Here is a 23,838-nt window from a genome sequence, read left to right on the forward strand (position 1 = left end):
TAACAATGCGTTAGAAAAATTATCGCTCTGCGCAATACACCAGGTCGCCACGCGGGACAGGCTGCGGCTGAAGTCCCAGCCAGGTGTTATAGCCTAATCGCCCGGCGCTGCCGAGCGTGGTGCCCTGCACGGCGTCTTCACGCAGGATCACCCGTGTTTCCCATTCAAACTCCACCCCAAGATACTGGCGCACCCAGTCGCGCAGCTCGGTGACCCACGCTTCGCCCGGCAGAAAACGGTTGTACTCCTCCGCGCTCAGCGGGCCAATGTCGATGCGAAACTTGTGCTGCACGTCGCGGACGGCAACGCCGAGAAACGCAGATTCGCCCAGACGAGGCAAACGACGTCCTTCGCCCAACTGCGCCTGCTCACGCGGTGAAAGCGGCATCCACTGGGGCACGTTGCTTATCAGTTTGACCGGCGCTTTAAAATAGTTGCGCAGGATCTTCTCCAGCCCCTCGGGATCGCGCCCGTGACGGGTCAGGTGCCCGGCGTGGGTAAAGCGTGCATGCGAGCTCAGGCTGCCTTTGTCCATCTGGCCCGGCTGTCCCATGCCAATCAGCGACGCCAGATACCCCTCAAAGCGCCTGTTGTCGGCGCGGTCCAGAGAGACTGCAGGCTGCGCATCCGCCCACGCGCGATAAAACAGCAACGTCAGACGATGATGGAACAGATCGGCAAACGCGCTCAGGCTGGTGTCCTGGTGATGATGAATACGCTCGCGGGCGTACTCGGTCATGTGTACCGGCAGCGGGCCGTTAGGGCCAAACAGGCCGAAGCTGAGGATAGACACCTCATGCAGCCCGCTTTCCTCCCGCAGGCCGGCCTGTGCCACCGTCGACGGCGCAAAACTCATCGACGGCTGCTGACCGATGCGTAACGGCTCAAACTTTGGCAGTGGCGCGCGTCCCAGCGGGTAGCGCTCGCCGCCCTGAGCATCAATACGCCTTAACAGCTGGAACAGATCGTAGCGCCACGGGGTCTCGCGAACGCCATGCCAGAACGTATCCGACAACGGCGTCAGGCGCTGGACGCGCAGCGGTGCGACAGCAACGTCACTCATAGCAGCGCCCTTTTACCCATCCGCGGAGCCCAGTAGCCGATCTCGCCGCGCTGCTGACTTTGCAGGGTGAACTCGGTGAAGCTGTTGATCGACACCAGCCGGGCAAACAGGCGCTCCAGCACGCTGCCAAAAAGCCAGGGGCTGGCACCGGAAAACGCCCGCTCATCCACCGTCAGGGTAATACCGATCCCACGGGCGAAAACGACCGGACCGGGTTCAGGAACACGACGGTGAACGGGTTCCAGCACGCAGTGGCGAACCCCTTCGACCTGACGCGCAACGGGCGTTTCTGCCAGGTTTGCATACAGCCCTAACAGCTGACGCAGCGCCGCCGCGCCCTCTTCATTTTCGCTGTCCATCAGGCTGAGGTAGTTCATCTGCAACTGACTGATAAGCCGCCAGGTACTGAACCCTTCGGCCAGCGCCGGACGCGGTGGCGTTGGGCCTTTACGCAAGGTAAGGGATTTCACCGGCATGGAGTCGGCCATAATGAACTGCCCGAGCTCCTGCTGCAGCATCAGCGGCAGATCGCGGCTGGTGCACAACACCTCGGCGGAGATGTAGCGCAGGTTTTCCTGCCAGGGTGCATGCTGTTCATCCACCAGCGAAACAAAGACCTCCGAACCGATATAACCGGTACGGGTGCCGTACCGCAGAGCATGTTCTGAGAGCACGCGCTGTTCCCGGCGCTGAGAAAAATAGGCACCGTAATTGCCCGCATCGCCGCTCCAGGTACTCCAGAAAGGACGAAACGTCTGGTCGTCACGCTGGCCGTCGGCGCTGCCGAAGATTTTATTCACCGCGTAAATTTCATAATCCAGCGGACGGATGTTATCCACCACCAGATGGTATTCATGCTGACCGTCGTTGAGCTTTTGTCGCGCCGCCACTTTCGGGAACAGATTGATCACCGGCGTACAGTGCAACGCCAGATGACTGGCATCAACGACGCGCTCCAGTTGCTCATCCGACTTATCCAGCAGGATGAAAATATCAAAGGCTTTTTCGTCTTCGCTGCGCTCAATAAGCCTGCTCAGACCGCTCAGGCTGATGAAGCGGAAACGTGCCGGAAAAGCAAAATACTCCTGCAACAGGCGATAACCGTCAAAGTTACGCAGATCGTCCGGGAGCAGCGCCTGATCCGGTTCAAAGCCCTCCTGACGCAAAGCGTCAGATGCCAGCAGTTGTCGCTGCGGCTGCGGGCTGACCGTCTGGCAGACGATCCCGGCGTGGTGCTCCATCACCAGCTCCAGCAGCTTCAGCGCTTCAATGTCAGGACCGCCGAGGAAAAATTCCAGACGGTCGAAATCCAGGTGACCGAGGTTTTGCGGGCCGTCGCAGGCGATGCGGATCCGTAACGCGCTGTTGATCCCCCGTTGGCTCAGGCCCAGCTGCGCCAGCGGCAGGTCAGCAGGCACCCCGCCCAGTTCGACTTTCTCGATTTTCAGCGGCAGCAGGTTGACCTCGTGCGCAGTGGTATAGCTGCAGGTCACGCCGGTTTTTTTCAGCGCCAGGCTGTCCATCATAGTGCCGCGCGGCACGATAAAACCTTTGCTCAGATCGCCCCGGCTACTGTCTGGCTGGATTTCAGCAATCGCCATTGAGGGGGTCGGGGCGAGATAGTTCGGCGCAATCATCTCCAGCAGGCGCTGAGAGAAACGCGGAAACTCCGCATCCATTTTCATCTGCACGCGGGACGTCAGGAAGGCAAAGCCCTCCATCAGACGTTCGGTATACGGATCCGCAACCTCGATGCCGCGCATGCCCAGCCGTCCGGCGACTTTAGGGTAGCGTTCTGCAAATTCGGCCCCCATTTCACGCAGGTAGGCCAGTTCACGGTTGTAGTATTCGAGCAGTTTACTTTCCATGATTACCCCGCATCTTTCAGTTCAAAATGGCCGTTTTCCAGATCGACATCAGTGCGAAAAAGAAACTCCAGCGGGTATGGCACACACCACAAACGCCCTTTGATTTCGATGGACAGCACGTTGTGCAGATCCAGCGATGAGGTATCCGATACGCAGCGAACCTGCAGCCCTTGCGGCAAAATACGTGGTTCAAAATTGATGATGGCCTCAGTGAGCTTGCGCTGAATGTCGTGCCATTCGATATCCGACATGCGCTTCCCGGCCAGCGGCGCAACACCAAAGTTGATCACCGAGCGGTTGACGTGTGGCAACGCACTCAAATCACCGGACGCATCATGGTTAATGGTGTTAAACAGCCACTGCAGATCCCGCAGGACATTGCGACGCAGCGCAGCGTGGGTGATCAGATTGCTGTTGGCCGACTCGCGTTTTTTTTCCGGGTCGTTATCGGTGAGGCGATCCAGCAGTGAGGGCTGCATTTTATCGCGCGCCCCCACCTTCTCCTGCTTGCTGCGGGCTTGCCAGCCGCTGCGCAGCAGATCGCCTTCGCCAGCGGGATTACTCATCGGCTCCATCCGTCGCAAACGTCACGAGGCTTAGCGTCAGCAGCGGGCTTTCGCTTTGTTCGCTCAGCAAGGCTTTCTGCCCCATCCCTTCGTAAAGGGTGGCGTCCTCGTCGAGCGGACGCCACTCGGTGGTGCGTCCCAGCTTGACCGCATCGGAGGCATCGGCCGCAAAAGGATAGCGCGCCGGGATCTGACACACCTGTTCCGTACCGTCGGTCAGACGTACCAGCGCATGGCGCCAGACGAGATCGGTGACGCTGGCCGGAGCCTGGAAGCGGATTTCTGCGATGGCGCTAAACGGCAGCCAGAAATAGCGACCGTTCACAATGGTTTCACACACCGGGCCGAGACGGGCATCGCCATCCATCAGCCAGTCAAACGTCTGTGTTTCCTCGTTTTCGAGGGTGAGGTGTCCCGGGTTTGCCTGCGCCTGTTCAAGGGCGTCCAGACGCAGTACCGCGGCTTGTTCGCCTTCTTCGCTCAGCGCCGCAGCAAGCGTGGTCAGCCACGGCCACTGGGTTTCAGGCATGGCCGGACGCGCTTGTCCCGCCATTACCTGCGCACGTTGCAACTCGCCCTGGATTGACTGCTCCAGCAGCGTAACCGTTGGCTTTGCCTGAGGCTTCAGCGCCAGCCAGCTTTTCAGTTGAGTCAGCGCACGCGTCCAGTTGCCGCTGAGGGTTAAAAACTGTACGAACGCGGCGCGGAGATCGGCATCTGCCGGACGGGCTTTGATTTCGGCTTCAAGACGTGCCAGCGCGTCGCTGAGCGACTCACCCGCCAGGTGTTGATAAAGCGTATTCATAGCCATTCCTTAATTCGCCGCGCGCCACGCACCGACTGCCGGGTCGCGCAGTTGAGGACGCAGGGTATCAATCAGAACGATATTCACCGGGGTACCGGGTGCAACCCAGGCGCTCCAGGTTTTTTTCACTGCCGCAATACGCGCCTGTAGTTTTGCATCGTCGCTGGCGGTTTCACGGGAAATCTCCACCGCTACGGTGCCGTTACTCTTCCAGCTATTGAGGGTGTCGTCGTAAGGCAGGATCATCCAGCTCTGGTCGCTGTTTGGGGTGCTGAATACCATGCGCTCTTTATTGACGGAGGTGATCAGCGCGTTTTCAGGGTTGGCGCTTTGATTCAGCCCCATTACCGGGAAGCCATGAATGTACGTCACTGCCATCTCTTTCTGCCCGCCGTTACGGGACTGTGAGATGACGGCGTGTCCACTCAGCCAGCTCCCGTTACCGCAGCGGGTGGTGTCAGTATCCGGAATAAACAGCGCCGGTGCTGAGGAACCCCCTTCCCAGAAGGTGCGCAGGTGGCAGCCATCCTGAAGGGTAAATTCCTGCCACGGCGTGCGGTCGGCGGCAGCAGTTTGGGCGGCGACATTCTGGTCCGGCGGCACTAACGCACCGCTGGCAGGGGTTGCGGTTACGGTCGCTGCTGGGGCGGACTGCTCCTGTTTCACCACCAGCGCCCAATCCTGTGCTTTACCTGCTGTGCCCTGTGCCAGCGTCGTGCCCGCCGGATCGTTAAGCGTCCAGTTGAGCTTATTCACTTTGCTGCACTGGTGTTCCAGCAGAGCACCAAGACGTGGCACAAAGTTCTCCAGAACGGAAACGTCTTTCTTGCCGTTCGCCACAATACGCAGGGCCACCTCTGGCTTACACCAGCTCTGCGGCGTGTTGTCTTTGATGTTGTCGATCCAGATATCCAGCTTCTGCGCAGGTGACTGCACAATGCGGAAATTCTCAGCCTGCGCGGTGGAAGCCACCGTCAGAAGTGCCAAACCCGATAGCCAAAGTTTCATATCGTTCCTTGTGTGTCTAATCAGTTCCGCAGGGAAGAAATTGTGCTGCGTCAGAGAGTGTGTGCAGCAATGTGGTGTCCTGAGGGTTGCCCATCCATACCGCCAGAGCGGTATAGTTATCCTGCGCATTCCCCTCCTGCTCGCCATTCTTTTGAATGATTTGGTTCATTAAGGTCAACCATTCTTGCGGTGTGTTGACCATGTGTAGCGATTGTTTCATCTGCTCTTCGCTGACGCCATGCCAGAAGCCGTCTGTGCAGAGTAAAAAGGCATCGCCATCTTCAACCTGTACCACGTCGCTGTAGCTCGCTTCCGGTCCACCGTTTTCAATCCCCAGCGCCAGATACAGCAGGTTGCTGTTCAGGTCGTCGGTCTGGTGTCCGGCATCTTTCATCTGTTGCACCAGGCTGTGGTCGGTGGTGACATGCCACAACCAGCCCCGACGAAACAGATACAGACGGCTGTCTCCGGCGTGCGCCCAGTACGCCAGGCCGTAATCCCTGTCAATAAACAGGCTGACCAGCGTCGTGCCCATCCGGCGATAGTCCTGTACCGCCTGCTGTTCACTCAGAATGGTGCGGTTCGCCGTTTTCACATAGTCGCGTATATGCTGCGCGTTGAGGTGCTTGTCGCCATCGAAGCGGGAGATAATGCTGTTGCGGGCCAGTTCAGCGGCGACGTCACCACCCGGCAGGCCCGCGATGCCGTCACAGACGACAAAGCAGGCTGAACGTTCCCCAATGGTTTCTCCCGTCTGATCCTGGTTGCTGGCGCGCGTCCCCTGGCGGGAGAGAGAAGCCGTTGCGATATTCATTTGTCTTCCGATCCGCTCTGTGAGTCTTTGTACTGATTCACCTCCATGTCATACGCATGAAGGAATGCTTCGCCAAACAGGGTATGGAAGTCATCCTCAATCTCGCCGGCCGTCTCGCCATAGCTGCGGACAAAATAGTCCCACAGGGCGGCTTTGCGGCTGCCCGGTAGCGCCAGACGGGAGGTCATGCCGTTCTGCTTCGCCTGCTCTTCGAGCTGTTCCGGGTTAAAGGACTGCAGCATCGCGGCAATAATGGCGCGGATACCGGAGATCATACCCAGCTGATGCGCCTGCAAATCGATCAGCGCGTCGCGCACGGATTTTGTTGGCGGCATAAACCCCGGCATCGGGGTGCCGAACATCTGGATCAGGACGGTTTTGCCGGTCGGCAACAGCTTGAACGGGTTGTTGGCATCGTCCAGCACCATGGTCATGTCGGCTTTTACGCCGCGCTTGAGGATGGAGCGCGAGGAGAGCAGCGCCACGGTTCCCTGAGAGAACATACCCAGAATCTGCCCCAGCTGACGCATATTTTCACGGTCAAACTGCGGCACCGGCTGCATTTCACTCAGGCCCATGCCTTCCAGCAGCGCCTCCAGCAGTTCACCCTGCAACACATCGCCCTTCTCGCCATTGTTTACCGTGGCGGTTGAGGTGGCAGTGTTATTGACCGGATCGATACGCAGACGGCCCTTAGGGGCCTGAGCGCTACTGCGCGTCACAACCTGCGGCGTAGGCATCGTGAAACCTGCATAATCTGGTCGCGCGGGCGCTTCTTCTGCACGCGGTGCTTCCTGCGGCTCAGGGGCAAACAGAGGAGAATCAGCCAGCACGCTGTCTTCCTGCTCAGGTTCAGGTAATGGCTGATTGTCGATGACCTCATCCGGATGGGTTAACGGCGTGCCGCCCATCAGCCCGAGTGGGTCATCATTACGCGCAGCTGGCGCGCTGGCCTTGCCACCAAACAGGGCCAGCGGATCGAGCTCATCCGTCGCCTCTTCTTCTGGTGCGGGTTTACTCTCTACAGGCGGCACCAGTGTTGACGGGGTGACGTCATCGAAGATGCTCTCTTTTTTGAACAACGCTTCATCGCTGAACAGCGTGTCCGGATCGACATTCTTACGCTCAAGCTTAGGATCGCTGTCGTTGAACATCGCCAGCGGATCTTCAGCGTTACGCTCCGGGGCCGCAGGCTGGGAGAAGGGATCGTGCGAAGCTGCAGGCTGCGGTTTTGTGCGGTTGCTGGAGATACTGTCGGAGATAGAGAACTCCTGCATCAGGTTATCCCAGATTTCCGTTGGCACGGCTGTCGGCTCTGCTTTCGCTCGTGGCGCTGCACTCACAGGCTTCGGTTGCGGAGCGGGTGCGGGTGCGACAGTCGGACGTGCCTGCTGCTGCATGCTCGCCGCCATACGGCTCACGGGCTGCGTGTCGTGGATCAGCTCGGTCACTTCGAGGCGGTAGTCATCAATACCGAGAATGTCGCCATCCTGCAGTTCAACCTGACGCCCCCGCTCCAGCGGAATGTCATTTAATACCACGCGGGTGACGCTGCCACGGTTGGTCACGCGGCATTCACCCTGGGCGTCAACGTGAACAATGGCCTGCAGACGAGAGATAGTGCGGTCATTATCCGGCAACACCAGGTTGTTATCCGTACCGCGCCCAATGGTGCCGCCCGGGGCATAAAAATCACAGCTGCTCTGCGGCGGCTGATGACCGGGTTTTGTAGAAATAATCGTGAATCGCATGGCGTATTCCTGCTGGTATGATTAGCGCTCAAACGCTGCCGCTCTCGGAGCGAGAACGGCGGCGTTTGAGAAATTGAATATCAAAAAACTATTTAATGAAGATGATAAAATATAATCCAACAATGAGCCATAGAGTGAATATTAACGCCTGTAACTTATAACGGCGATGTAACTTTAGTATCCAACCAATTCTTTCTTCAGGTAACGACTGTACATATTTATAAGCATCTTCCTGAACAAGCCTTTCACGCGTAAATTTCATTTTAACGCCTTTATAAAGGCGAACAAACCAGATTATTTTTTGATAATTGGCCAGCGAACCAAAAAAAGAAGCATAGTCGGTTACAAGATCGAGATCATATCCCTTGCGCCGATAGTCTGAAAGTAACTGATTATAATCAGCCTCGTGTTTTTTGAAATAACGAGAACTGCGCAGATCCATAATTACAACAATCAGCAATAAAACCACGATAAGTAGTAATAATAAATTCTCTATATTCACCATATTTTATCCATCATATACTCAGTCGCTCCGCCCGCTATCTCGCCACCAACGTATCCTCCTGCAGCAGCCCCGACAATGGAGCAGGCGAGCAGTCCTGCGCCCCCCGTCGCAACACCAAGCGCAACGCATACACCAGCACCTGCCATGGCTCCGTATTTACCACCGTAAATCCCCCCTGCCAGGCTTGCACCAAAGCTGCTGTATTTTTTCACAGCGACTTTAGAGCAACTCTGCTCTCGTCCCGCGGTGCAGGCATTGTAAACTTCATTAGTGGTATTTGCACCTGCAAAACCTATTGCAAGCCACCCTCCCGCTTTAAGAAAACGAGCAGCCTTAGAGGCATTATCGATATAAGTTGAATAACCACGAATAGAAGCGACTCCGGCTGTACTCCATTCATGTACAATGGATCTGCTTGACAAGCCTAATGCATGCTTCAATTCGTTATAGGGTTTCATCTTTAAGGTCAGTCGGGGCTTTGTTGAATAAATCGAACTTTTGCTGAGTTGAAGGATCAGATCACGCATCTTCCCGACAACGCAGACCGTTCCGTGGCAAAGCAAAAGTTCAAAATCACCAACTGGCCCACCTACAATAAAGCCCTCATCAACCGTGGCTCCATAACTTTCTGGCTGGATGATGAAGCTATTCAGGCCTGGTATGAGTCAGCAACACCTTCTTCACGAGGCAGACCTCAGCGCTATTCTGACCTTGCCATCACGACTGTGCTGGTCATTAAACGCGTATTCAGGCTGACCCTGCGCGCTGCGCAGGGCTTTATTGATTCCATTTTTCTCTGATGAACGTTCCGCTACGCTGCCCGGATTACAGCTGTGTCAGCAGGCGGGCAAAGTCGGTTAATGTCAGTTTCAAAACGTCCACCCGGGGTGAAATCGCACACCTGGTAATTGATTCCACCGGGCTGAAGGTCTTCGGTGAAGGCGAGTGGAAAGTCAAAAAGCATGGCCAGGAACGCCGCCGTATCTGGCGTAAGCTGCATCTCGCCGTTGACAGTAAAACACATGAAATCATCTGCGCTGACCTGTCGCTGAACAATGTTACGGACTCAGAGGCCTTCCCCGGGTTAATCCGGCAAACCCACCGGAAAATCAGGTCAGCCGCCGCCGATGGCGCTTACGATACCCGGCTATGTCACGATGAACTGCGGCGTAAGAAAATCAGCGCGCTTATCCCTCCCCGAAAAGGTGCGGGTTACTGGCCCGGTGAATATGCAGACCGTAACCGTGCAGTGGCTAATCAGCGAATGACCGGGAGTAATGCGCGGTGGAAATGGACAACAGATTACAACCGTCGCTCGATAGCGGAAACGGCGATGTACCGGGTAAAACAGCTGTTCGGGGGTTCACTGACGCTGCGTGACTACGATGGTCAGGTTGCGGAGGCTATGGCCCTGGTACGAGCGCTGAACAAAATGACGAAAGCAGGTATGCCTGAAAGCGTGCGTATTGCCTGAAAACACAACCCGCTACGGGGGAGACTTACCCGAAATCTGATTTATTCAACAAAGCCGTCAGTCGGGACAATTTGTTTAATAAACCATCCAACTCAGAAAAGAGGCGCTGACGCTCAACAAAAAACTGTTGGCTTATCAATGTCCCTTGCGCCCTGTACTGATTCTGGTAAGCCAACTCAATGGATTTAAGTTTTTTTTCTATTTCACTGAAATATTTTTCACCTGCATCAGCAACGACACCAAGGGACTTATCCATAAAATTAGTGACTGCGGCTATGGTACTAAAATGTTGGTTAAAGAAATTCGCTTCTCCAGAGTTAAGATCGGCCAGAGCACCATTGACTTTCTTTTTTGCAAGCTGTAATTGCTTAAATTGCACAGCATTATTACTTCCCGGCGCATCAAGAATCAACATCTGCCCAGGTTTTGACCACTGCATATCACTATTAACCTGCATGAAATAACGTGCAGCATCACTATTGGGATTGTTGAACAAGTGCCTTGCCTGGAAATCCAGGGTTCCTGGTTGCTGAACAATACAATATCCCGGATTAACTAATGATTGACTAGCCATGTTCATTCCCTTTGATTTTCACAAAAACGCTCACGAATAAGTAAAAACATTAAAATAAAAATGGAGTTGAATTAGTACCCAAATGTTGGTAATGACTCCAACTTACTGATAGTGTTTTATGTTCAGATAATGCCCGATGACTTTGTCATGCAGCTCCACCGATTTTGAGAACGACAGTGACTTCCTGCCCAGCCTTGCCAGATGCTGCCTCAGATTCAGGTTATGCCGCTCAATGCGCTGCGTATATCGCTTGCTGATAACGTGCAGTTCTCCCTTCAGGCGTGATTCATACAGCGGCCAGCCATCCGTCATCCATACCACGACCTCAAAGGCCGACAGCAGGCCCAGAAGACGCTCCAGCGTGGCCAACGTGCGTTCACCGAATACGTGCGCCACAACCGTCCTCCGTATCCTGTCATACGCGTAAAACAACCAGCGCTGGCGTGATTTAGCGCCGACGTAACCCCACTGTTCGTCCATTTCCGCGCAAACAATGACGTCACTGCCCGGTTGTATGCGTGAGTTTACCGACTGCGGCCTGAGTTTTTAAGTGTCGTAAAATCGTGTTGAGGCCAACGCCCATAATGCGTGCACTGGCGCGACATCCGACGCCATTCATGGCCATATCAATGATTTTCTGATGCGTACCGGGTTGAGAAGCGGTGTAAGTGAACTGTAGCTGCCATGTTTTACGGCAGTGAGAGCAGAGATAGCGCTGATGTCCGGCAGTACTTTTACCGTTACGCACCACGCCTTCAGTAGCTGAACAGGAGGGACAGCTGATAGAAACAGAAGCCACTGGAGCACCTCAAAAACACCATCATACACTAAATCAGTAAGTTGGCACCATTACCCAAATGTTGGCACTTCTTTAAAACGCCAACATTTGAAAACGCCTCTATTCTATTTTAGCCAGCGATAATTCACCTTTAGAATTTATACTGAGCACAAAGCGAGTCGCATATCGAATAGCGCCATTATAATTTCTCGACTTTAATACCACATCATACTCTCCTGACCGCCAGTCCACCTTATCCCAGCGAAGACACTCTTCAGATTTTAGAATATGGCGAGAAGGATATTTCCCTGGAGAAAAAACAGTCTCCCATCCGTTACCTACACGTCTAGATATCGAAGGTTCATAAACTAACACAGGTTCACCGAATCTCGCGTCATTCGAAACTCCAAAACAGGGAACATTTTTTTCTAACTTAACGGTTAGACTCTGAAACTGAGCAGGATGGGATATACAGGCGCTACATGATAATACAATGGATATAACCGTTAACGCTTTTTCCATCGCAAATATACACCGGGTTGTGAACCAATCGTAATAACCGGGGAAAATTCCCCGGTCACATACGCAATTACGCTTCTTTGTTCTCTTTGATGTTCCAGCCAGCGCTGCTTTCAGCACCTTTACCACCAGAAGTGGTCTGCTCCCAGTACTGCTGTTTCACTTTCGCAGCCTGGAATGCGTAGGTCACACCAACGGTATCGCCGTTATCTGCACCGGTGTACTGAACAGACGTTACCAGAACGTCTTCCAGCGTGATGCGGGAGTATTCTACCTGCTGACCACCGGCTTTACAGACGGACAGCTCAACTTTGGTCAGGTGTTTACCGCTGGCGCAGTGTTTCAGGATTGCTGTAGTGGATTTGTCAATCAGAGCGTTAACGTGCAGATCGTTAAAGTTAACTTTACCGGCACCACCACCACCGCCGACGCTCATATTACCTGGCTGGGAAGCGCCCCAGGAGAAGGAGGTAATATCAGTCCAGCCGGTGTGGTTAGAATCTTTAGATTCGCCCGTAACACCCTCGACCTTCAGAAACATATCAATAGCCATAATATCTACTCTTCGTGGATGAACAATATTGCTTTCGAAAAAGCACTTATATGGCAAACAGGAAAGCATGGGGCTGAATAAAACCGTCCATATTTTACCTCTGCCTCACATCAAATGACCCGTGTCATTTGACAGTCTTACATTCCCCTTGAATAAACGGAAAGAATGTGAAGTCTTTATTACTAAACCCAGCATTAGCCGGAATTAAAATTGAACACATACAGACAATTATTTTTGAGGAAAACGGAATAACCACCGTAGCCGTATTTTCCCCCTCACCCCAACCCTCTCCCTCAAGGGAGAGGGGGCTGTCTGTGCATGCTCCTTAATCACGCGTCTTTCGTCTTCAGCGACGGCAGTTTTGAAACCAGACGCAGGGAAACGGTCAGACCTTCCAACTGGTAGTGTGGACGCAGGAAGAACTTCGCGGCGTAGTAGCCCGGGTTGTCTTCAATCTCCTGCACCTGCACTTCGGCAGCCGCCAGCGGTTTGCGGGATTTGGTCTCCTGAGAGGAGTTGGCCGGGTCACCGTCTACGTAGTTCATTACCCAGTCGTTCAGCCAGCGTTCCATCTCTTCGCGCTCGCGGAAGGAGCCGATTTTGTCGCGCACAATGCACTTCAGGTAGTGCGCAAAGCGGCAGCAGGCGAACAGGTACGGCAGACGAGAGGCCAGACGCGCGTTGGCGGTGGCATCCGGGTCGTGGTATTCGGCCGGTTTCTGCAGAGACTGCGCGCCGATGAAGGCCGCAAAATCGGAGTTTTTGCGGTGAACCAGCGGCATAAAGCCGTTTTTCGCCAGCTCGGCTTCACGACGATCGCTGATGGCGATCTCAGTCGGACATTTCATGTCCACACCGCCGTCATCGCTCGGGAAAGTGTGGCATGGCAGGTTTTCTACCGCCCCGCCGGACTCCACGCCGCGAATCGAGGTGCACCAGCCGTACTCTTTGAAAGAACGGTTGATGTTGGCAGCCATCGCATACGCCGCGTTCGCCCAGGAGTAACTGTTGTGGTTCGCGCCGTCGGTCTGCTCTTCAAAGTCAAAGCTGTCGACCGGATTAGTACGAATGCCATACGGCAGACGTGACAGGAAGCGTGGCATCACCAGACCCAGATAGCGGGCATCTTCGGATTCACGCAGTGAACGCCAGGCGGCGTATTCGGTGTTCTGGAAGATCTTGGTCAGGTCGCGCGGGTTAGCCAGTTCCTGCCAGGATTCCATCTGCATCACGCCCGGTGCGGTACCGGTGATAAACGGACAGTGCGCCGCAGAGCCGATGCGCGCCATTTCACCCAGCAGCTCAACGTCCTGCGGGCTGTGGTCGAAGTAGTAGTCACCAACGATGCAGCCAAACGGCTCACCACCAAACTGGCCGTACTCCTGCTCGTAGATTTTCTTGAAGATCGGGCTCTGGTCCCAGCCCACGCCTTTATAGCGTTTCAGGGTGCGGCCCAGCTCCTGCTTGGAGATGCTCATAAAGCGGATCTTCAGCATCTCGTCGGTTTCAGTGTTGTTCACCAGGTAGCTCAGACCGCGCCAGGCGCTTTCCAGTTTCTGAAACTCGTCGTGGTGAATGATCTGGTTCACCTGCTGCGACAGCTGCTCATCGATACCGGCGATCAGGTTCTGAATGGTGCGGTAGGTGTCGTTGGAGAAAGTGACGGTATTTTCCAGCGCCTGCTGCGCCAAGGTTTTGACCGCGCTTTCTACAGCGGAACGCGCCTGATCGGTTTTCGGGCGGAACTCTTTGTTCAGCAGCGCGCTGAATTCATCCTGGCTGAACGCCTGACCCGCCTGCTGCTCATGTTGTTGAGTCTGGTTGCTCATCGATTATTCCTCGCTACCTTTCGCACTTTCGTCATTTTTCGGCAACTGGCTCAGGGATTTGAGCAGCGTCGGATCCTGGAGAATTTTCGCGATCAGCTCTTCCGCACCGTTTTTGCCGTCCATGTAGGTCAGCAGGTTGGAGAGCTGTGTACGGGCTTCCAGCAGCTTGTTCAGCGGTTCAACCTTGCGGGCCACCGCATCCGGCAGGAAGTCGTCCATGCTGTCAAAGGTCAGATCGACATTGAGCTTGCCTTCGCCGGTCAGGGTGTTATCCACCTGGAACGCCACACGCGGCTTAAGTGCCTTCATGCGTTCGTCAAAGTTGTCGATGTCGATTTCGAGGAATTTACGCTCGTCGACGGCCGGCAGGTTTTCAACCGGTTTGCCGACCAGATCGGCCATGACGCCCATCACAAACGGCAGCTGAATTTTACGTTCTGCACCGTAGATCTCTACGTCGTACTCAATCTGCACGCGGGGGGCACGGTTACGTGCGATGAATTTCTGCCCACTGTTACTCATTGCCATGATGTTCTCCATCAAAGATGCGCGGTGAAGTTGAAACGGCAGGCTCCATGCCTGTCGTCATAATGCCTGGACGCGTTATTCGCGGCGTCCAAAGATGTTTTCCAGTTGGTTAACGCCGTCCGGCGCCAGGTCGCGAATAATGTCCATAAAGTTGAGTTCTGACAGCCGCTGTACCCGTTCAATCATCAGCGGCGCAGGGTGGCTCGGTTCGTACTGCGCAAAATACTGCTTCGCTTTTTCCAGCATCAGCTGCGCGTCGGCGCGGCTGGTGACCTGCACACTGCGCCAGTCGGTGACCTGCTGAACGGGCTGTGCTGTCACCTGTTGCTGCTCAGCTTGTTGTTCAACCTGCGCTTCACGGTTTGGCAGCAGCTTGCTGATGTCGGTCACCTGACACGCGCCGGCGACCAGCCCCACAGTTTTCAGCAGCTGCTCCATTTCGGGTACGCCGCTTTCACCGAGATACCCGGTGAGGAGATCGCGAATGGCCTGCAGTCGTTCGTGAATGACGATAACCGCGGCGGTACCTGGCTGGTCGCCGCGAGCCAGTTCGTCAATCAGTCGTGGACGGCCACCCGGATAATCCGGACATTCGGTCTTGCTGCCATCCAGCAGCGCCTGGGCATCCCGGAGCGAAATTTCATCGCCGTTTGAACGCAGCAGCGAAGCGTTACGCACGGCGACGGTGAGATCAGATTTATCGCTCAGCGCGGCCAGAGCGTTAATGCGATAGAACGGATCAGTTTCGCCATACTCTTCCAGCAGCGGATAAAGCGGCTCCCAGTAACGACTGATAGCCTCCTGCACCAGTAATAACCCGTCTGCGTAACCTGCCAGGCCGCGACGGCGGGTCCAGGCATGCGTGAGTGCCAGCAGTACGCGAAGATCTTTGGTGCGGGTCAGCAGGCTGGTGGCGAACTTTTCTACCGTGTTCCAGTCAGCAGGCTCTGCCGGGATAATGGTGTCGCCAAACTGCTGTTCTGCTTTCCCAAGACTTGCCTGATTCATGATCTGGAAGTCAGCGTCGTACTCCAGGTTTTCGCCGCAGGGCTTGTCGGGGCTTATTGGTGCGAGAAATTCTTCGATATTCATGAGTTCCCTGCTTATTCAAACATGGGCGGATAGAGACCGTGACGGCCCGGGCGGGCACCCCCTGCCGGGTCGAACAGCAGGGTGAAAAGCTGCCCGGTAAAGTTACCGCTGTGAACATGGGTGTACAGCGGATAACCATCGCAGCGGTTAGTCCACCAGTAGCTGGTCTGGCGCAGCGGATCAAAGCATTCCGCGGCCTGGGGCCAGCCCAGCGTGTTCTGACCGTCTTCGTCATAACCAATCACATCAAGGATGTCAGAACGCTTTTGCGGCTCAACGGGCTGCGGCGCCGGAATGGTCATCAGCATCTCATCCAGCTGTGAGGCGGAAAAACTATTGCGCACCGCGTGCAAACCCAGGCGCCCAATCTGCTGATACCAGCTTTCAGCCTGGCTGAGCAGGCTCGTCGACCACTCTGTCGGGGCGAAGCTCAGCTGAAGGCAAACCGGGTATTGTCGACCAACGCTGTCGCGGCCGGGCAGCAGACAGCCCATCTGGATCATCTGGCTACCCAGCATCGGGGGGACAACAAAATTCCAGACCGGCGCTTTGTGAAACTGGCGCTCGCCGCTGCGCTGCTCTTCCTGCTGCCAGGCCAGCAGGCCAACCTGGAACCAGTGTGACCACTGGCGCTGTAAAGTGTCAGGAAAGCGACGCTGCAAAAAATCTCCGGCGCTGGGTAACTTGCCATACCAGCTGTAGCGGTTCATCGCAGGGGTATTCGTCATACGGCTGTCCTTGCGGTTATGGGCATGAGAAACGAGGAAGCTGGAACGGGTTGCGAATGCTGTTTGGCGCAAACTCCAGCGTGACCTGATGTCCGTCGACGTTGAACGTGGCCTGGCGGCTCAGGCTACCTGCCCCCGGGCTGGTGCTCGCTTTATCGAAAAAGCGGTTTAGCGCCCAGGCACCGTTGGTCACCAGCGTTGCCGTGCTGCCATTCGCCAGCCCCAGCTGCATACGAACCTGATTGGTACCACCTGGTCCTGGCCAGTTCATGATCTGCACCGCCTGAGGACCATGACTGTAGCGCAGTTGCTGGCCATCAACGTCCAGCGTCAGGTTCAGAATGGTGTTATCCATTCGGACGGTGCGGACCGTCACTTTGAAAGACGGGGTCGTGGCGCCATTAGCAAAGAAAGCATCACGGATCGACTGGGCCTGCTGGAACGGTCTCAGCAGCCCTTCGCTTCCCGGCAGCGTTTTGCCGTCAATGCCCGGCATAAAGCGCCAGTTTGCCTGCGTGGTATCCACTTTATTGGTCAGATTGTCGCGGAAGAAGGCGTCCATCAGCCCGGTTCCCGGCGCAAACATACGCGCGAGATCGTCAGGAGTGACCTCGGTGCTGGCGCTGCGTACCAGCGGGTAGCGACCGGCAATCGCCTGACGACAGAATCCGCCCACTTCGACATTGATCCGCTTACGCACATTGTCCAGATCGCGGCGCTGGGTATCACTGCTGGCCCCCACCGCCATGTTGCTGAACATGGTTTGCAGCCCGCCCGGCAGGCGACCGGCGCTGGCCTGCAGACGGCTGATCGCCTCACCACCCGGTGCCGGCATACCGCTGTTGGCGGCATCCTGGACGGCGGTCAGGTAACGATAAAGCTCGTCCACCTGCTTAAGAAAGTCATCAAAGACGATGGTCTTCCCGCCCTTCTCCAGCGGCTGCGCCAGCTCAATCAGCGGGGCGTAGTGGTCGGTCACCAGCTGTTCCGGCGCCTGCGTGACCACGGCAGCCTGCGTCGGGGTATTGTCATTGTTGCTGAACAGCGCTTCCAGCGTGCGGGTAGCACGGTTGCTCTGATCCTGCGCTTTACCAGCATTGTCTGCTGCTGGCACATCACGAGAAAGCCTCAGTACCTGACTCAGGCTCAGCACCAGACGGCGCAGCGGCGAGTTTGTGCCAGAAAGCAGGCGTGCGGTATTGATACGCTGAGAAAGGTCGGCACTGTTGTTAAGCTGAATGTCGGCGAGCCAGGGATCCCAGTTTGCGATAAAGTCTCGCATGTAGAGCTGGCGCACGGCGTTATCGATCTGCTTTTTATCTTCCTGCGCCGTGGCGGCTCCCAGCACCCAGGCATCGTCTTCATGCAGGGCGGTGGTGACGCTGTCAATCTGGCCGTTAAAGCTTTTCCAGTAGCCGTCCGGGGTATAAAGCCCCGGCACACCCTCACTCACCGGCTTGCCGCTTTTACGTGAAAACACCAGTTCGCTCTGCGGTCCTCCCAGGTCGGTAAGAGAAACCGGCTTCAGATTTTCATCATGTTCCAGCAGACGCTTCAGACGACCATATACGCGGGTGGAGAGCGGCTGCTGGTTGATCAGCGCTCTTTCGCGGGTAACCAGGGATTCGTCCTGGGCATACGGGGAGGCCTGAATTTTCGGTTCCAGCAGTTGCGTAAGATGCCATTCAAGCTGTTGCAGTTGCGCCTTCGTGACGTTCTGCGGCAGGTTGCGCTGCAGATTGAGCATCACCCACGAATGCAGGAATTTGCCGTCGTAGCGCTTCGGCTGATACAGCATTTGATAGGCTTTTAGCGCTTCGTAGCTGTATTCCACATCGCTGCCGTTGTCGTTACGAAGCCAGGTGGTGATGTGCATGGCGACGGCAGGCAGCAGCATCTGATCCAGCGCTTTCTGGTACAGAGACTGCGATGCATCACTGACGTCATCCCCACGATAAAGACCCATACGGCGGGATACTGGCGGATCGTTTACATCAAACGCGTCACTCTTCGGCAGGTCCACCAGACCATTGAGCAGCGGCAGCAGATCAAACAGGTCACGCTGAGGCTGGTTCTGTAACGCTTTACTCTGCTGATCAAGCAGCGGCACCTTCGCATCGACCTCTTCCAGATACGCCTTGTTTTTGGCGTAGCTGGTCAGCCACAGTCCACCGAGGATCACCAGCAGAGACAGTAGTGCTGCATAGCCGGACCAGATCACCGCCCGGTTGCGCAGTTCCCACCAGCGGTTTTCTCCGGCAATACCGGCCTCCTGGAAAATGACGTTTTGCAGCAGATTCTTGATGAAAAAGCTCTGGCCTTTCGCTCCTGGAATGGGTGCCTCTTTGCTGACTGCATCCCAGCTATCGCCCTCGGCACCTTCAGGTAAAGAGAGCGCGCGGTTCAGTTCGCCCACCACGCGGTCGAACGGCATGCCCTCCTGCGTCCCGCTGGCGAAGTAGATCCCGCGCGGGGAAAACTCGGTTTCGAAATTCGAACGGGCGAAGACCGTGCTCAGGTAGTCCGCCAGCAGCGGACGCAGCGCGGCAAATTCCTGCGGGAAGAGATAGGCTTCGGCGCGCGTTTTTGCATCATGCTCTTTCAGCATGGTTTCCGGCAGCCCGGCGTCCAGGCGCTGCTGCAGCAGAGAAAACTCCTGCTGGAAGTTGCCCATCAGGTCGTAATCGGCGTGTCTGGTTTGCTCCCACGGCAGCGTAAAGCCCCAGATCTGATCGCGCTGGGCTTTGTCGTAGTCGGCAAACCATGCACGGAAGCCTTTAAGCAGGTCAGCCTTGGTTACCATCACGTACACCGGGAAGCGAATGCCCAGTTGTTCATGCAGCTCAGACAGACGCTGACGCAGATTCACCGCCTGCTGGCGGGACGCCTCGGCAGACTGGGTGAGAAGGTCAGAAATGCTGATAGTGATGATGACACCGTTGATCGGCTGGCGGCGGCGATACTTACGCAGTAACCCCATGAATTCCAGCCATTCTCCGGCATCCTGTACCTGCTCGCTCTCCTGAGTGGTATAGCGACCCGCCGTATCCAGCAGCACCGCCTCGTTAGTGAACCACCAGTCGCAGTTACGTGTCCCCCCAATACCGCGCAATGCGGTCTTACCGAAACGATCGGCCAGTGGGAACTGCAGCCCGGAATTGACCAGCGCCGTGGTTTTACCGGAGCCCGGTGCGCCAATAATGACGTACCACGGCAGTTGATACAGATATTGCGTGCTGAAGCGCTGCGTCCACTGGGCACTCTGCCCCGCTTTGCTGAAGTGCGCTTTTTTCAGCATCTGCGCGGCTTCATCAAAACGGCTGGCGAGGATCTGCTCCTCGCTGTTCAGTCGTTTCTGCGGATCCGCGGCTTCCGGTTTGCTCGTGTTCTCATTGAGCTTGTCCATCAGCTTGCGGTTCAGCCAGGCATTGTACAACCGCGGCAGGATATGGCCTTGCGCCCAGAGCAGATAGACCACAGCGATGCTGATAATGCGGTTTTGTTCAGACTCAAGCGGTCGGGTGTCCACGATGGACAACAGGGGACCGATCATCCAGATCACCGCCGCAAGCGCCGTTACGCCGAGGAAGCTCCACAGAATGCGGTTGGTCAAAATGGAAAGAAGTGTAGTCAGCATCCTTAGTTTCCTTGCGGCAATCCGTTCAGCTCAGCCTGTGTATTTTCAGGCGACACCAGCAGAGTAATTTCCACACGGCGGTTACGGGCGCGATTTTCAGGCGTCGTGTTCGGCGCCACCGGGTTAATTTCGCCCCGCCCTTCCGCTTTTACACGATCGGGCCGGGAGAGGCTTCCCTGCAGCATTTTCTGTACCGAGCGGGCACGTTCCAGAGACAGTTCATAGTTAGAAGCAAAGCGCGCGCTGCGGATCGGTACGTTGTCGCTGTAGCCCACCACCAGAATTTTGCCGCTGACGTTATTCATCGCCTGCGCAATACGGTTAATCACCGGTTCATAGCGGTCACGCACAACGGTGGAAGCAGAGGCAAACAGCCCATCACCTTTCAGGATAACAACGCTGCGGTCCGCTTCGTCTTTCACCGCGACCAGGCCCGCCTCGATTTCAGGCTTCAGGAAGCCGCGCAGGTTTAACACCGCAGGTACTTGGCGAGCTGGCTGCTGGATGGTGGTTTCCGGCAGCTGGGACTGGTAAATCTTCGCCAGCACCGGGCTGGTGTTGTCGCCAAGACGCCAGTTAAGGACGATGTAGAACAGGCAGGCGATAAACCCGGCCAGCGCGACACAAGCCCAGAGCGGCACCATCGGACGCCACAGTTTGCGCAGCACCGGGCGATCTTCCGGATGGGGAGAAAGCGGTGGCGGATAGCTTCCACGCACGCCGCGGATCATCTGCCACAGCCGCTGCTTGATCGTCTCGAGCTGGGTGCGGCCATTATCCAGCACCCGATAACGTCCTTCGAAGCCAAGCAGCAGGCAGTAATTGATCATCTCCAGCAGCAGAATATGTTCACGCGGGTTCTGCGACAGGCGCGCCATCAGCTGGAAGAATTTCTCGCCGCCCCAGGTTTCGTTATGAAACGTCACCAGCAGACCGTTGCTTGACCAGACGCCGCTGCTTCCCCAGGGGGTCAGCGCAGCCGCTTCATCCAGGGCCGTACACAGGCAGTAACGTGCCCCGACGATCACCTCATAGGCGAGGCCAGCCTGCTGACAGCGGACTTCGAAACGGCGAATTTCATCGATCAGACGCTGGCGTAATGCCACCTGATCGTCATGAGACACCGAATGACGGATCTGCGGAATCGCATTGAGCAGCGGATTAGCGGCCGCCACCAGCGGATTGTTACTACTGGCTCCGGTAATCGCGGCATCACTGCCGGTATCCTGTCGTTCCTGCATATTTAGCGCTCGCTATATTATTCTGTCGGGCTACGGATGGCCCAAAACTCCATATCCAGCCCCGGGAATTCCCCTGCAAGATGCAGGGCAAATGCACCGGACTTATCCATCTCGTGCCACAGCTCACTGCCTTTCTCCAGCTCAAAGTAGCTGTAGCCCGCATGCCATGGGATTTGCGGTGGCGCAACCGGCATGGCGCGCAGCATAATGCCAGGCAGTTGCAACTGGACCAGATCGCGGATTTTCGATACCGGCGCGATCTTCATCTGGGCAGGGAAATAGGTTTGCAGGTGTTCGCCTGGCACACTGGCTTTTACCGCCAGTACGAAACCAAACTCGCGCACCATGCTGGTTTCAGGCACCGTAGCGATGTTCAGACCGTGAGAGCGTTCGTTAAGCGGCAGCTGAATCGCGTGATCTTCCATCACCAGCGACAGCCCCTGACGCAGCATCAGCATCAACTTACTGAAGCAGTTCGCGAGATCGTCATGATCGTAAATCGGTAGTACGTTTTCGGCGTGACGTTGCGAGGTCCAGGTGGCGAGTTCGGTGGCAAACGGCAGCCAGCTGCGCCAGAGCGTTTCCGGGTGCAGCAGCGGCAGCGTTTTTAAGTGAGAAACCTCGCCCAGATGGCGGTTCACCAGCGATAACAGCGTAAATTCGATCAGTTCAGAGGTGTTAAAGCGGCCAGGCTGACGCAGACGACCGCCAATCTGCTGACTGCGCTGCACCAGTAAGCCGTGCAGATCGTTGATCATGCTGTAGATCTGCGGGCTGTTATTGGCGTTCAGCATTGGCGGAATGTAGCTGTTATCGAGTCGCACGAGGTTATCGTTACGTTTCTCGGTCACTGCCGCCACGCCGATGGCGGTCCATTCTGCTGTCAGATCTTTTTCCAGCATCAGGGTCAGACGAAGACGGCCAAACTGGACGGTGGCATCCCCCACCGACATGGCGTTATCGTCTTCTACCTCTTGCTCAAAAGCGATGAAGCGCGCCAGAGAGGCCTGCTCTTCGCTAAAAATCACCTCTTCTCTCTCGCCACGGCGAACCGGCAGTGCGAGCACCACCTTTTCATTGGTGAGGTTGTCCGGGATTTTCAGCGGTGCAGGCCCGTTGCGCCCGTTACGCACCTGGAAAAAGGTGCCGTCCGGCAGCAACCCGCTGCAGTAGCTCAGGGCAATGCATCCCTGACGCAGCATGGCTTCATCGAGTTCAACGTCCAGAAAGCCCCAGAGATAGGACCGCTGTAGCGCACCCCATTCACGAACATGGTTGAGCAGATAGCTTTCAGCCCGCTGAAAATGGTGTGGACGCAGGAACATGCCTTCGGTCCAGACGACCTTTTCTGCTTTCGTCATGATGTGTTTCCTGTTTTAACGCGCGTTACTGACTGATGACACGAATGCCATTCACGTCGAGAAAAACGTTGGCCTGGAGTTCATCCGCGGACCATTTCCAGAACTGATAGAGATGATTTTCGCCTGGCACAGGCAGAGGGATTGAAACGCGCCATTTTTTTCCATCCAGCATTTGATATTCCGCCATCACACCGATATAGCGGGCCTCCGGAGAGCTTTGTCCGCTGAGGGTTTTCGACAGCTGTCCTGGCATCAGGAAGAACACATCGCTGTTCAGCAGATTCGCGCCAAGCGTTGCTGACGCGTTGTTCTGCAGGGAATAGAAGTCGCTGGACATGAAATCCGCATCGGATTTCAACAACAGTACCCGGACTTTAAGCGGCGCAGATTCATTGATTTGTGGATGAGCCTGAAACTGCAGATTGTAGCGGGAAGGGTCGCTGTGTGAAGACGACGTACAACCACTGACAAGGGTGAAAACCACCGCGTAAAAGACCAACCACAGCCGATGAAAATTTTTATTATTCATAAAAACACGCTCATAAAAGCCGTTTAGTTCAGGATCCAGGTACCGTTAGCGCTGTCTTTGCAGGCTTTGCTGTTGCCATCAACATCGACACAGGTTGCTTTTTTACGTGACTTAGGACGAATGGCTTGTTTACGCACGGCCGCGTCGTACTGATCGGCCTTGATAACGGCGCGCATCGGCACGTAACCAATCAGCTGGTCTTGTCCTTCATCGGCAAGCGCCATCCAGTAGTGTTCAACCTGCCCCAGCACCACGTAGGTTTTTCCGGTTTCCAGCGTACGGATAACCTTTCCGCCAAAGTCAGGACGGCTCATCACGGATGCCGGATACATGGCACGATACGGCTCATTGAGTTGGGTGAATTCTGCTGGGGGGGTAACGGCGTGACGGTGGGTTAAGGTGACGCCGTTGACCTGGCTAGTCACGATCGTATCGTCGTTGATCACAGGTTTCTGCGGCGCTTTACAGCCCGCCACCGCCATTACAAACAGAAGTGAAAACAGTACGCGCATTTTCATATGCTTTTCCGTAGCGATATTTCGATGATGAAGATGAGGGAATGAAGTTTGTTTTAAGTACAAAAGTTAAAACATGCAGGATATTTTCGGGACGTGA

21 protein-coding genes and 1 pseudogene are annotated in these 23,838 nt (G+C 55.7%); 1 reads left to right on the plus strand and 21 read right to left on the minus strand.

Features of this window, described 5'->3' with window-relative positions:
• Nucleotides 1-19: 19 nt before the first annotated feature.
• The 9 genes from tssG to ACLHV8_RS12200 all read right to left on the minus strand — a co-directional run bounded on the left by tssG (nt 20) and on the right by ACLHV8_RS12200 (nt 8,907).
• Nucleotides 20-1,063, minus strand: a complete 1,044-nt coding sequence (gene tssG / locus ACLHV8_RS12160) for a type VI secretion system baseplate subunit TssG (protein WP_208595202.1) — start codon at nt 1,061-1,063, stop codon at nt 20-22.
• Nucleotides 1,060-2,931 carry a type VI secretion system baseplate subunit TssF gene (gene tssF / locus ACLHV8_RS12165; RefSeq protein ID WP_049008631.1) on the minus strand — a complete coding sequence of 624 codons (1,872 nt, stop codon included), beginning with the start codon at nt 2,929-2,931 and terminating at the stop codon, nt 1,060-1,062. The genes tssG and tssF overlap by 4 nt, the downstream gene beginning before the upstream one ends.
• A gap of 2 nt (nt 2,932-2,933) precedes the next feature.
• Complete coding sequence (gene tssE, locus ACLHV8_RS12170) at nt 2,934-3,497, minus strand: type VI secretion system baseplate subunit TssE (protein WP_028018721.1); 564 nt, start codon at nt 3,495-3,497, stop codon at nt 2,934-2,936.
• Nucleotides 3,490-4,302 (minus strand): type VI secretion system accessory protein TagJ, encoded by an 813-nt coding sequence (locus ACLHV8_RS12175; RefSeq protein ID WP_410376894.1) that lies wholly within the window; start codon nt 4,300-4,302, stop codon nt 3,490-3,492. The genes tssE and ACLHV8_RS12175 overlap by 8 nt, the downstream gene beginning before the upstream one ends.
• A 9-nt stretch (nt 4,303-4,311) precedes the next feature.
• On the minus strand, nt 4,312-5,310 hold the full coding sequence (locus ACLHV8_RS12180) for a hypothetical protein (RefSeq protein WP_208595203.1): 999 nt from the start codon (nt 5,308-5,310) through the stop codon (nt 4,312-4,314).
• A gap of 16 nt (nt 5,311-5,326) precedes the next feature.
• Entirely contained in the window at nt 5,327-6,124 is a 798-nt protein-coding gene (locus ACLHV8_RS12185) for a PP2C family protein-serine/threonine phosphatase (protein WP_114976964.1), read from the minus strand.
• A complete protein-coding gene (gene tagH / locus ACLHV8_RS12190) occupies nt 6,121-7,875 on the minus strand; it encodes a type VI secretion system-associated FHA domain protein TagH (protein WP_410376895.1) in 1,755 nt (584 codons plus the stop codon). Before tagH ends, ACLHV8_RS12185 begins: the two co-directional genes overlap by 4 nt.
• Before the next feature lie 88 nt (nt 7,876-7,963).
• Nucleotides 7,964-8,380, minus strand: a complete 417-nt coding sequence (locus tag ACLHV8_RS12195; RefSeq protein WP_134708079.1) for a hypothetical protein — start codon at nt 8,378-8,380, stop codon at nt 7,964-7,966.
• Nucleotides 8,374-8,907 (minus strand): hypothetical protein, encoded by a 534-nt coding sequence (locus tag ACLHV8_RS12200; protein WP_410376896.1) that lies wholly within the window; start codon nt 8,905-8,907, stop codon nt 8,374-8,376. Before ACLHV8_RS12200 ends, ACLHV8_RS12195 begins: the two co-directional genes overlap by 7 nt.
• On the opposite strand from ACLHV8_RS12200, the pseudogene ACLHV8_RS12205 reads away from it, so the two are divergent.
• Nucleotides 8,887-9,854, plus strand: a pseudogene (locus ACLHV8_RS12205) (IS5-like element IS903B family transposase). The gene ACLHV8_RS12200 and the pseudogene ACLHV8_RS12205 sit on opposite strands and share 21 nt — an antisense overlap.
• A 25-nt stretch (nt 9,855-9,879) precedes the next feature.
• Here ACLHV8_RS12205 and ACLHV8_RS12210 read toward each other — a convergent pair.
• From ACLHV8_RS12210 to ACLHV8_RS12265, 12 genes are all read right to left on the minus strand, one after another.
• Nucleotides 9,880-10,428, minus strand: a complete 549-nt coding sequence (locus ACLHV8_RS12210; protein WP_410376897.1) for a hypothetical protein — start codon at nt 10,426-10,428, stop codon at nt 9,880-9,882.
• Nucleotides 10,429-10,530: 102 nt separating this feature from the next.
• Nucleotides 10,531-11,227, minus strand: a protein-coding gene (locus ACLHV8_RS12215) for an IS1 family transposase (RefSeq protein ID WP_174491968.1) whose coding sequence is annotated in 2 segments (ribosomal slippage) — nt 10,531-10,975 and nt 10,974-11,227 — 699 coding nt in all. Because the reading frame shifts where the segments join, the coding sequence is not laid out codon by codon here.
• A 568-nt stretch (nt 11,228-11,795) separates the two neighbouring features.
• Entirely contained in the window at nt 11,796-12,278 is a 483-nt protein-coding gene (locus ACLHV8_RS12220; RefSeq protein ID WP_008502640.1) for an Hcp family type VI secretion system effector, read from the minus strand.
• A 329-nt stretch (nt 12,279-12,607) separates the two neighbouring features.
• Nucleotides 12,608-14,107, minus strand: a complete 1,500-nt coding sequence (gene tssC, locus ACLHV8_RS12225) for a type VI secretion system contractile sheath large subunit (protein ID WP_028018712.1) — start codon at nt 14,105-14,107, stop codon at nt 12,608-12,610.
• 3 nt (nt 14,108-14,110) lie between these two features.
• Entirely contained in the window at nt 14,111-14,635 is a 525-nt protein-coding gene (tssB, locus tag ACLHV8_RS12230; RefSeq protein WP_008502644.1) for a type VI secretion system contractile sheath small subunit, read from the minus strand.
• A 75-nt stretch (nt 14,636-14,710) separates the two neighbouring features.
• Entirely contained in the window at nt 14,711-15,727 is a 1,017-nt protein-coding gene (gene tssA / locus ACLHV8_RS12235; RefSeq protein WP_208594434.1) for a type VI secretion system protein TssA, read from the minus strand.
• 11 nt (nt 15,728-15,738) lie between these two features.
• Entirely contained in the window at nt 15,739-16,455 is a 717-nt protein-coding gene (tagF, locus tag ACLHV8_RS12240) for a type VI secretion system-associated protein TagF (RefSeq protein ID WP_028018710.1), read from the minus strand.
• 16 nt (nt 16,456-16,471) lie between these two features.
• On the minus strand, nt 16,472-20,092 hold the full coding sequence (gene tssM / locus ACLHV8_RS12245; protein ID WP_208594433.1) for a type VI secretion system membrane subunit TssM: 3,621 nt from the start codon (nt 20,090-20,092) through the stop codon (nt 16,472-16,474).
• A 2-nt stretch (nt 20,093-20,094) separates the two neighbouring features.
• Nucleotides 20,095-21,333: a DotU family type VI secretion system protein gene (locus tag ACLHV8_RS12250; RefSeq protein ID WP_208594432.1), complete on the minus strand. Its 1,239-nt coding sequence runs from the start codon at nt 21,331-21,333 to the stop codon at nt 20,095-20,097.
• Nucleotides 21,334-21,350: 17 nt separating this feature from the next.
• Nucleotides 21,351-22,694, minus strand: a complete 1,344-nt coding sequence (tssK, locus tag ACLHV8_RS12255; RefSeq protein ID WP_128347548.1) for a type VI secretion system baseplate subunit TssK — start codon at nt 22,692-22,694, stop codon at nt 21,351-21,353.
• Between the two features lie 25 nt (nt 22,695-22,719).
• Entirely contained in the window at nt 22,720-23,223 is a 504-nt protein-coding gene (gene tssJ, locus ACLHV8_RS12260; protein ID WP_049008586.1) for a type VI secretion system lipoprotein TssJ, read from the minus strand.
• Nucleotides 23,224-23,246: 23 nt separating this feature from the next.
• Entirely contained in the window at nt 23,247-23,741 is a 495-nt protein-coding gene (locus ACLHV8_RS12265; RefSeq protein ID WP_028018705.1) for a hypothetical protein, read from the minus strand.
• Nucleotides 23,742-23,838: the final 97 nt, after the last annotated feature.

It is taken from the genome of Enterobacter sp. CPE_E863 (genome assembly GCF_046521465.1).
Classification (GTDB): Bacteria; Pseudomonadota; Gammaproteobacteria; order Enterobacterales; family Enterobacteriaceae; genus Enterobacter; species Enterobacter adelaidei.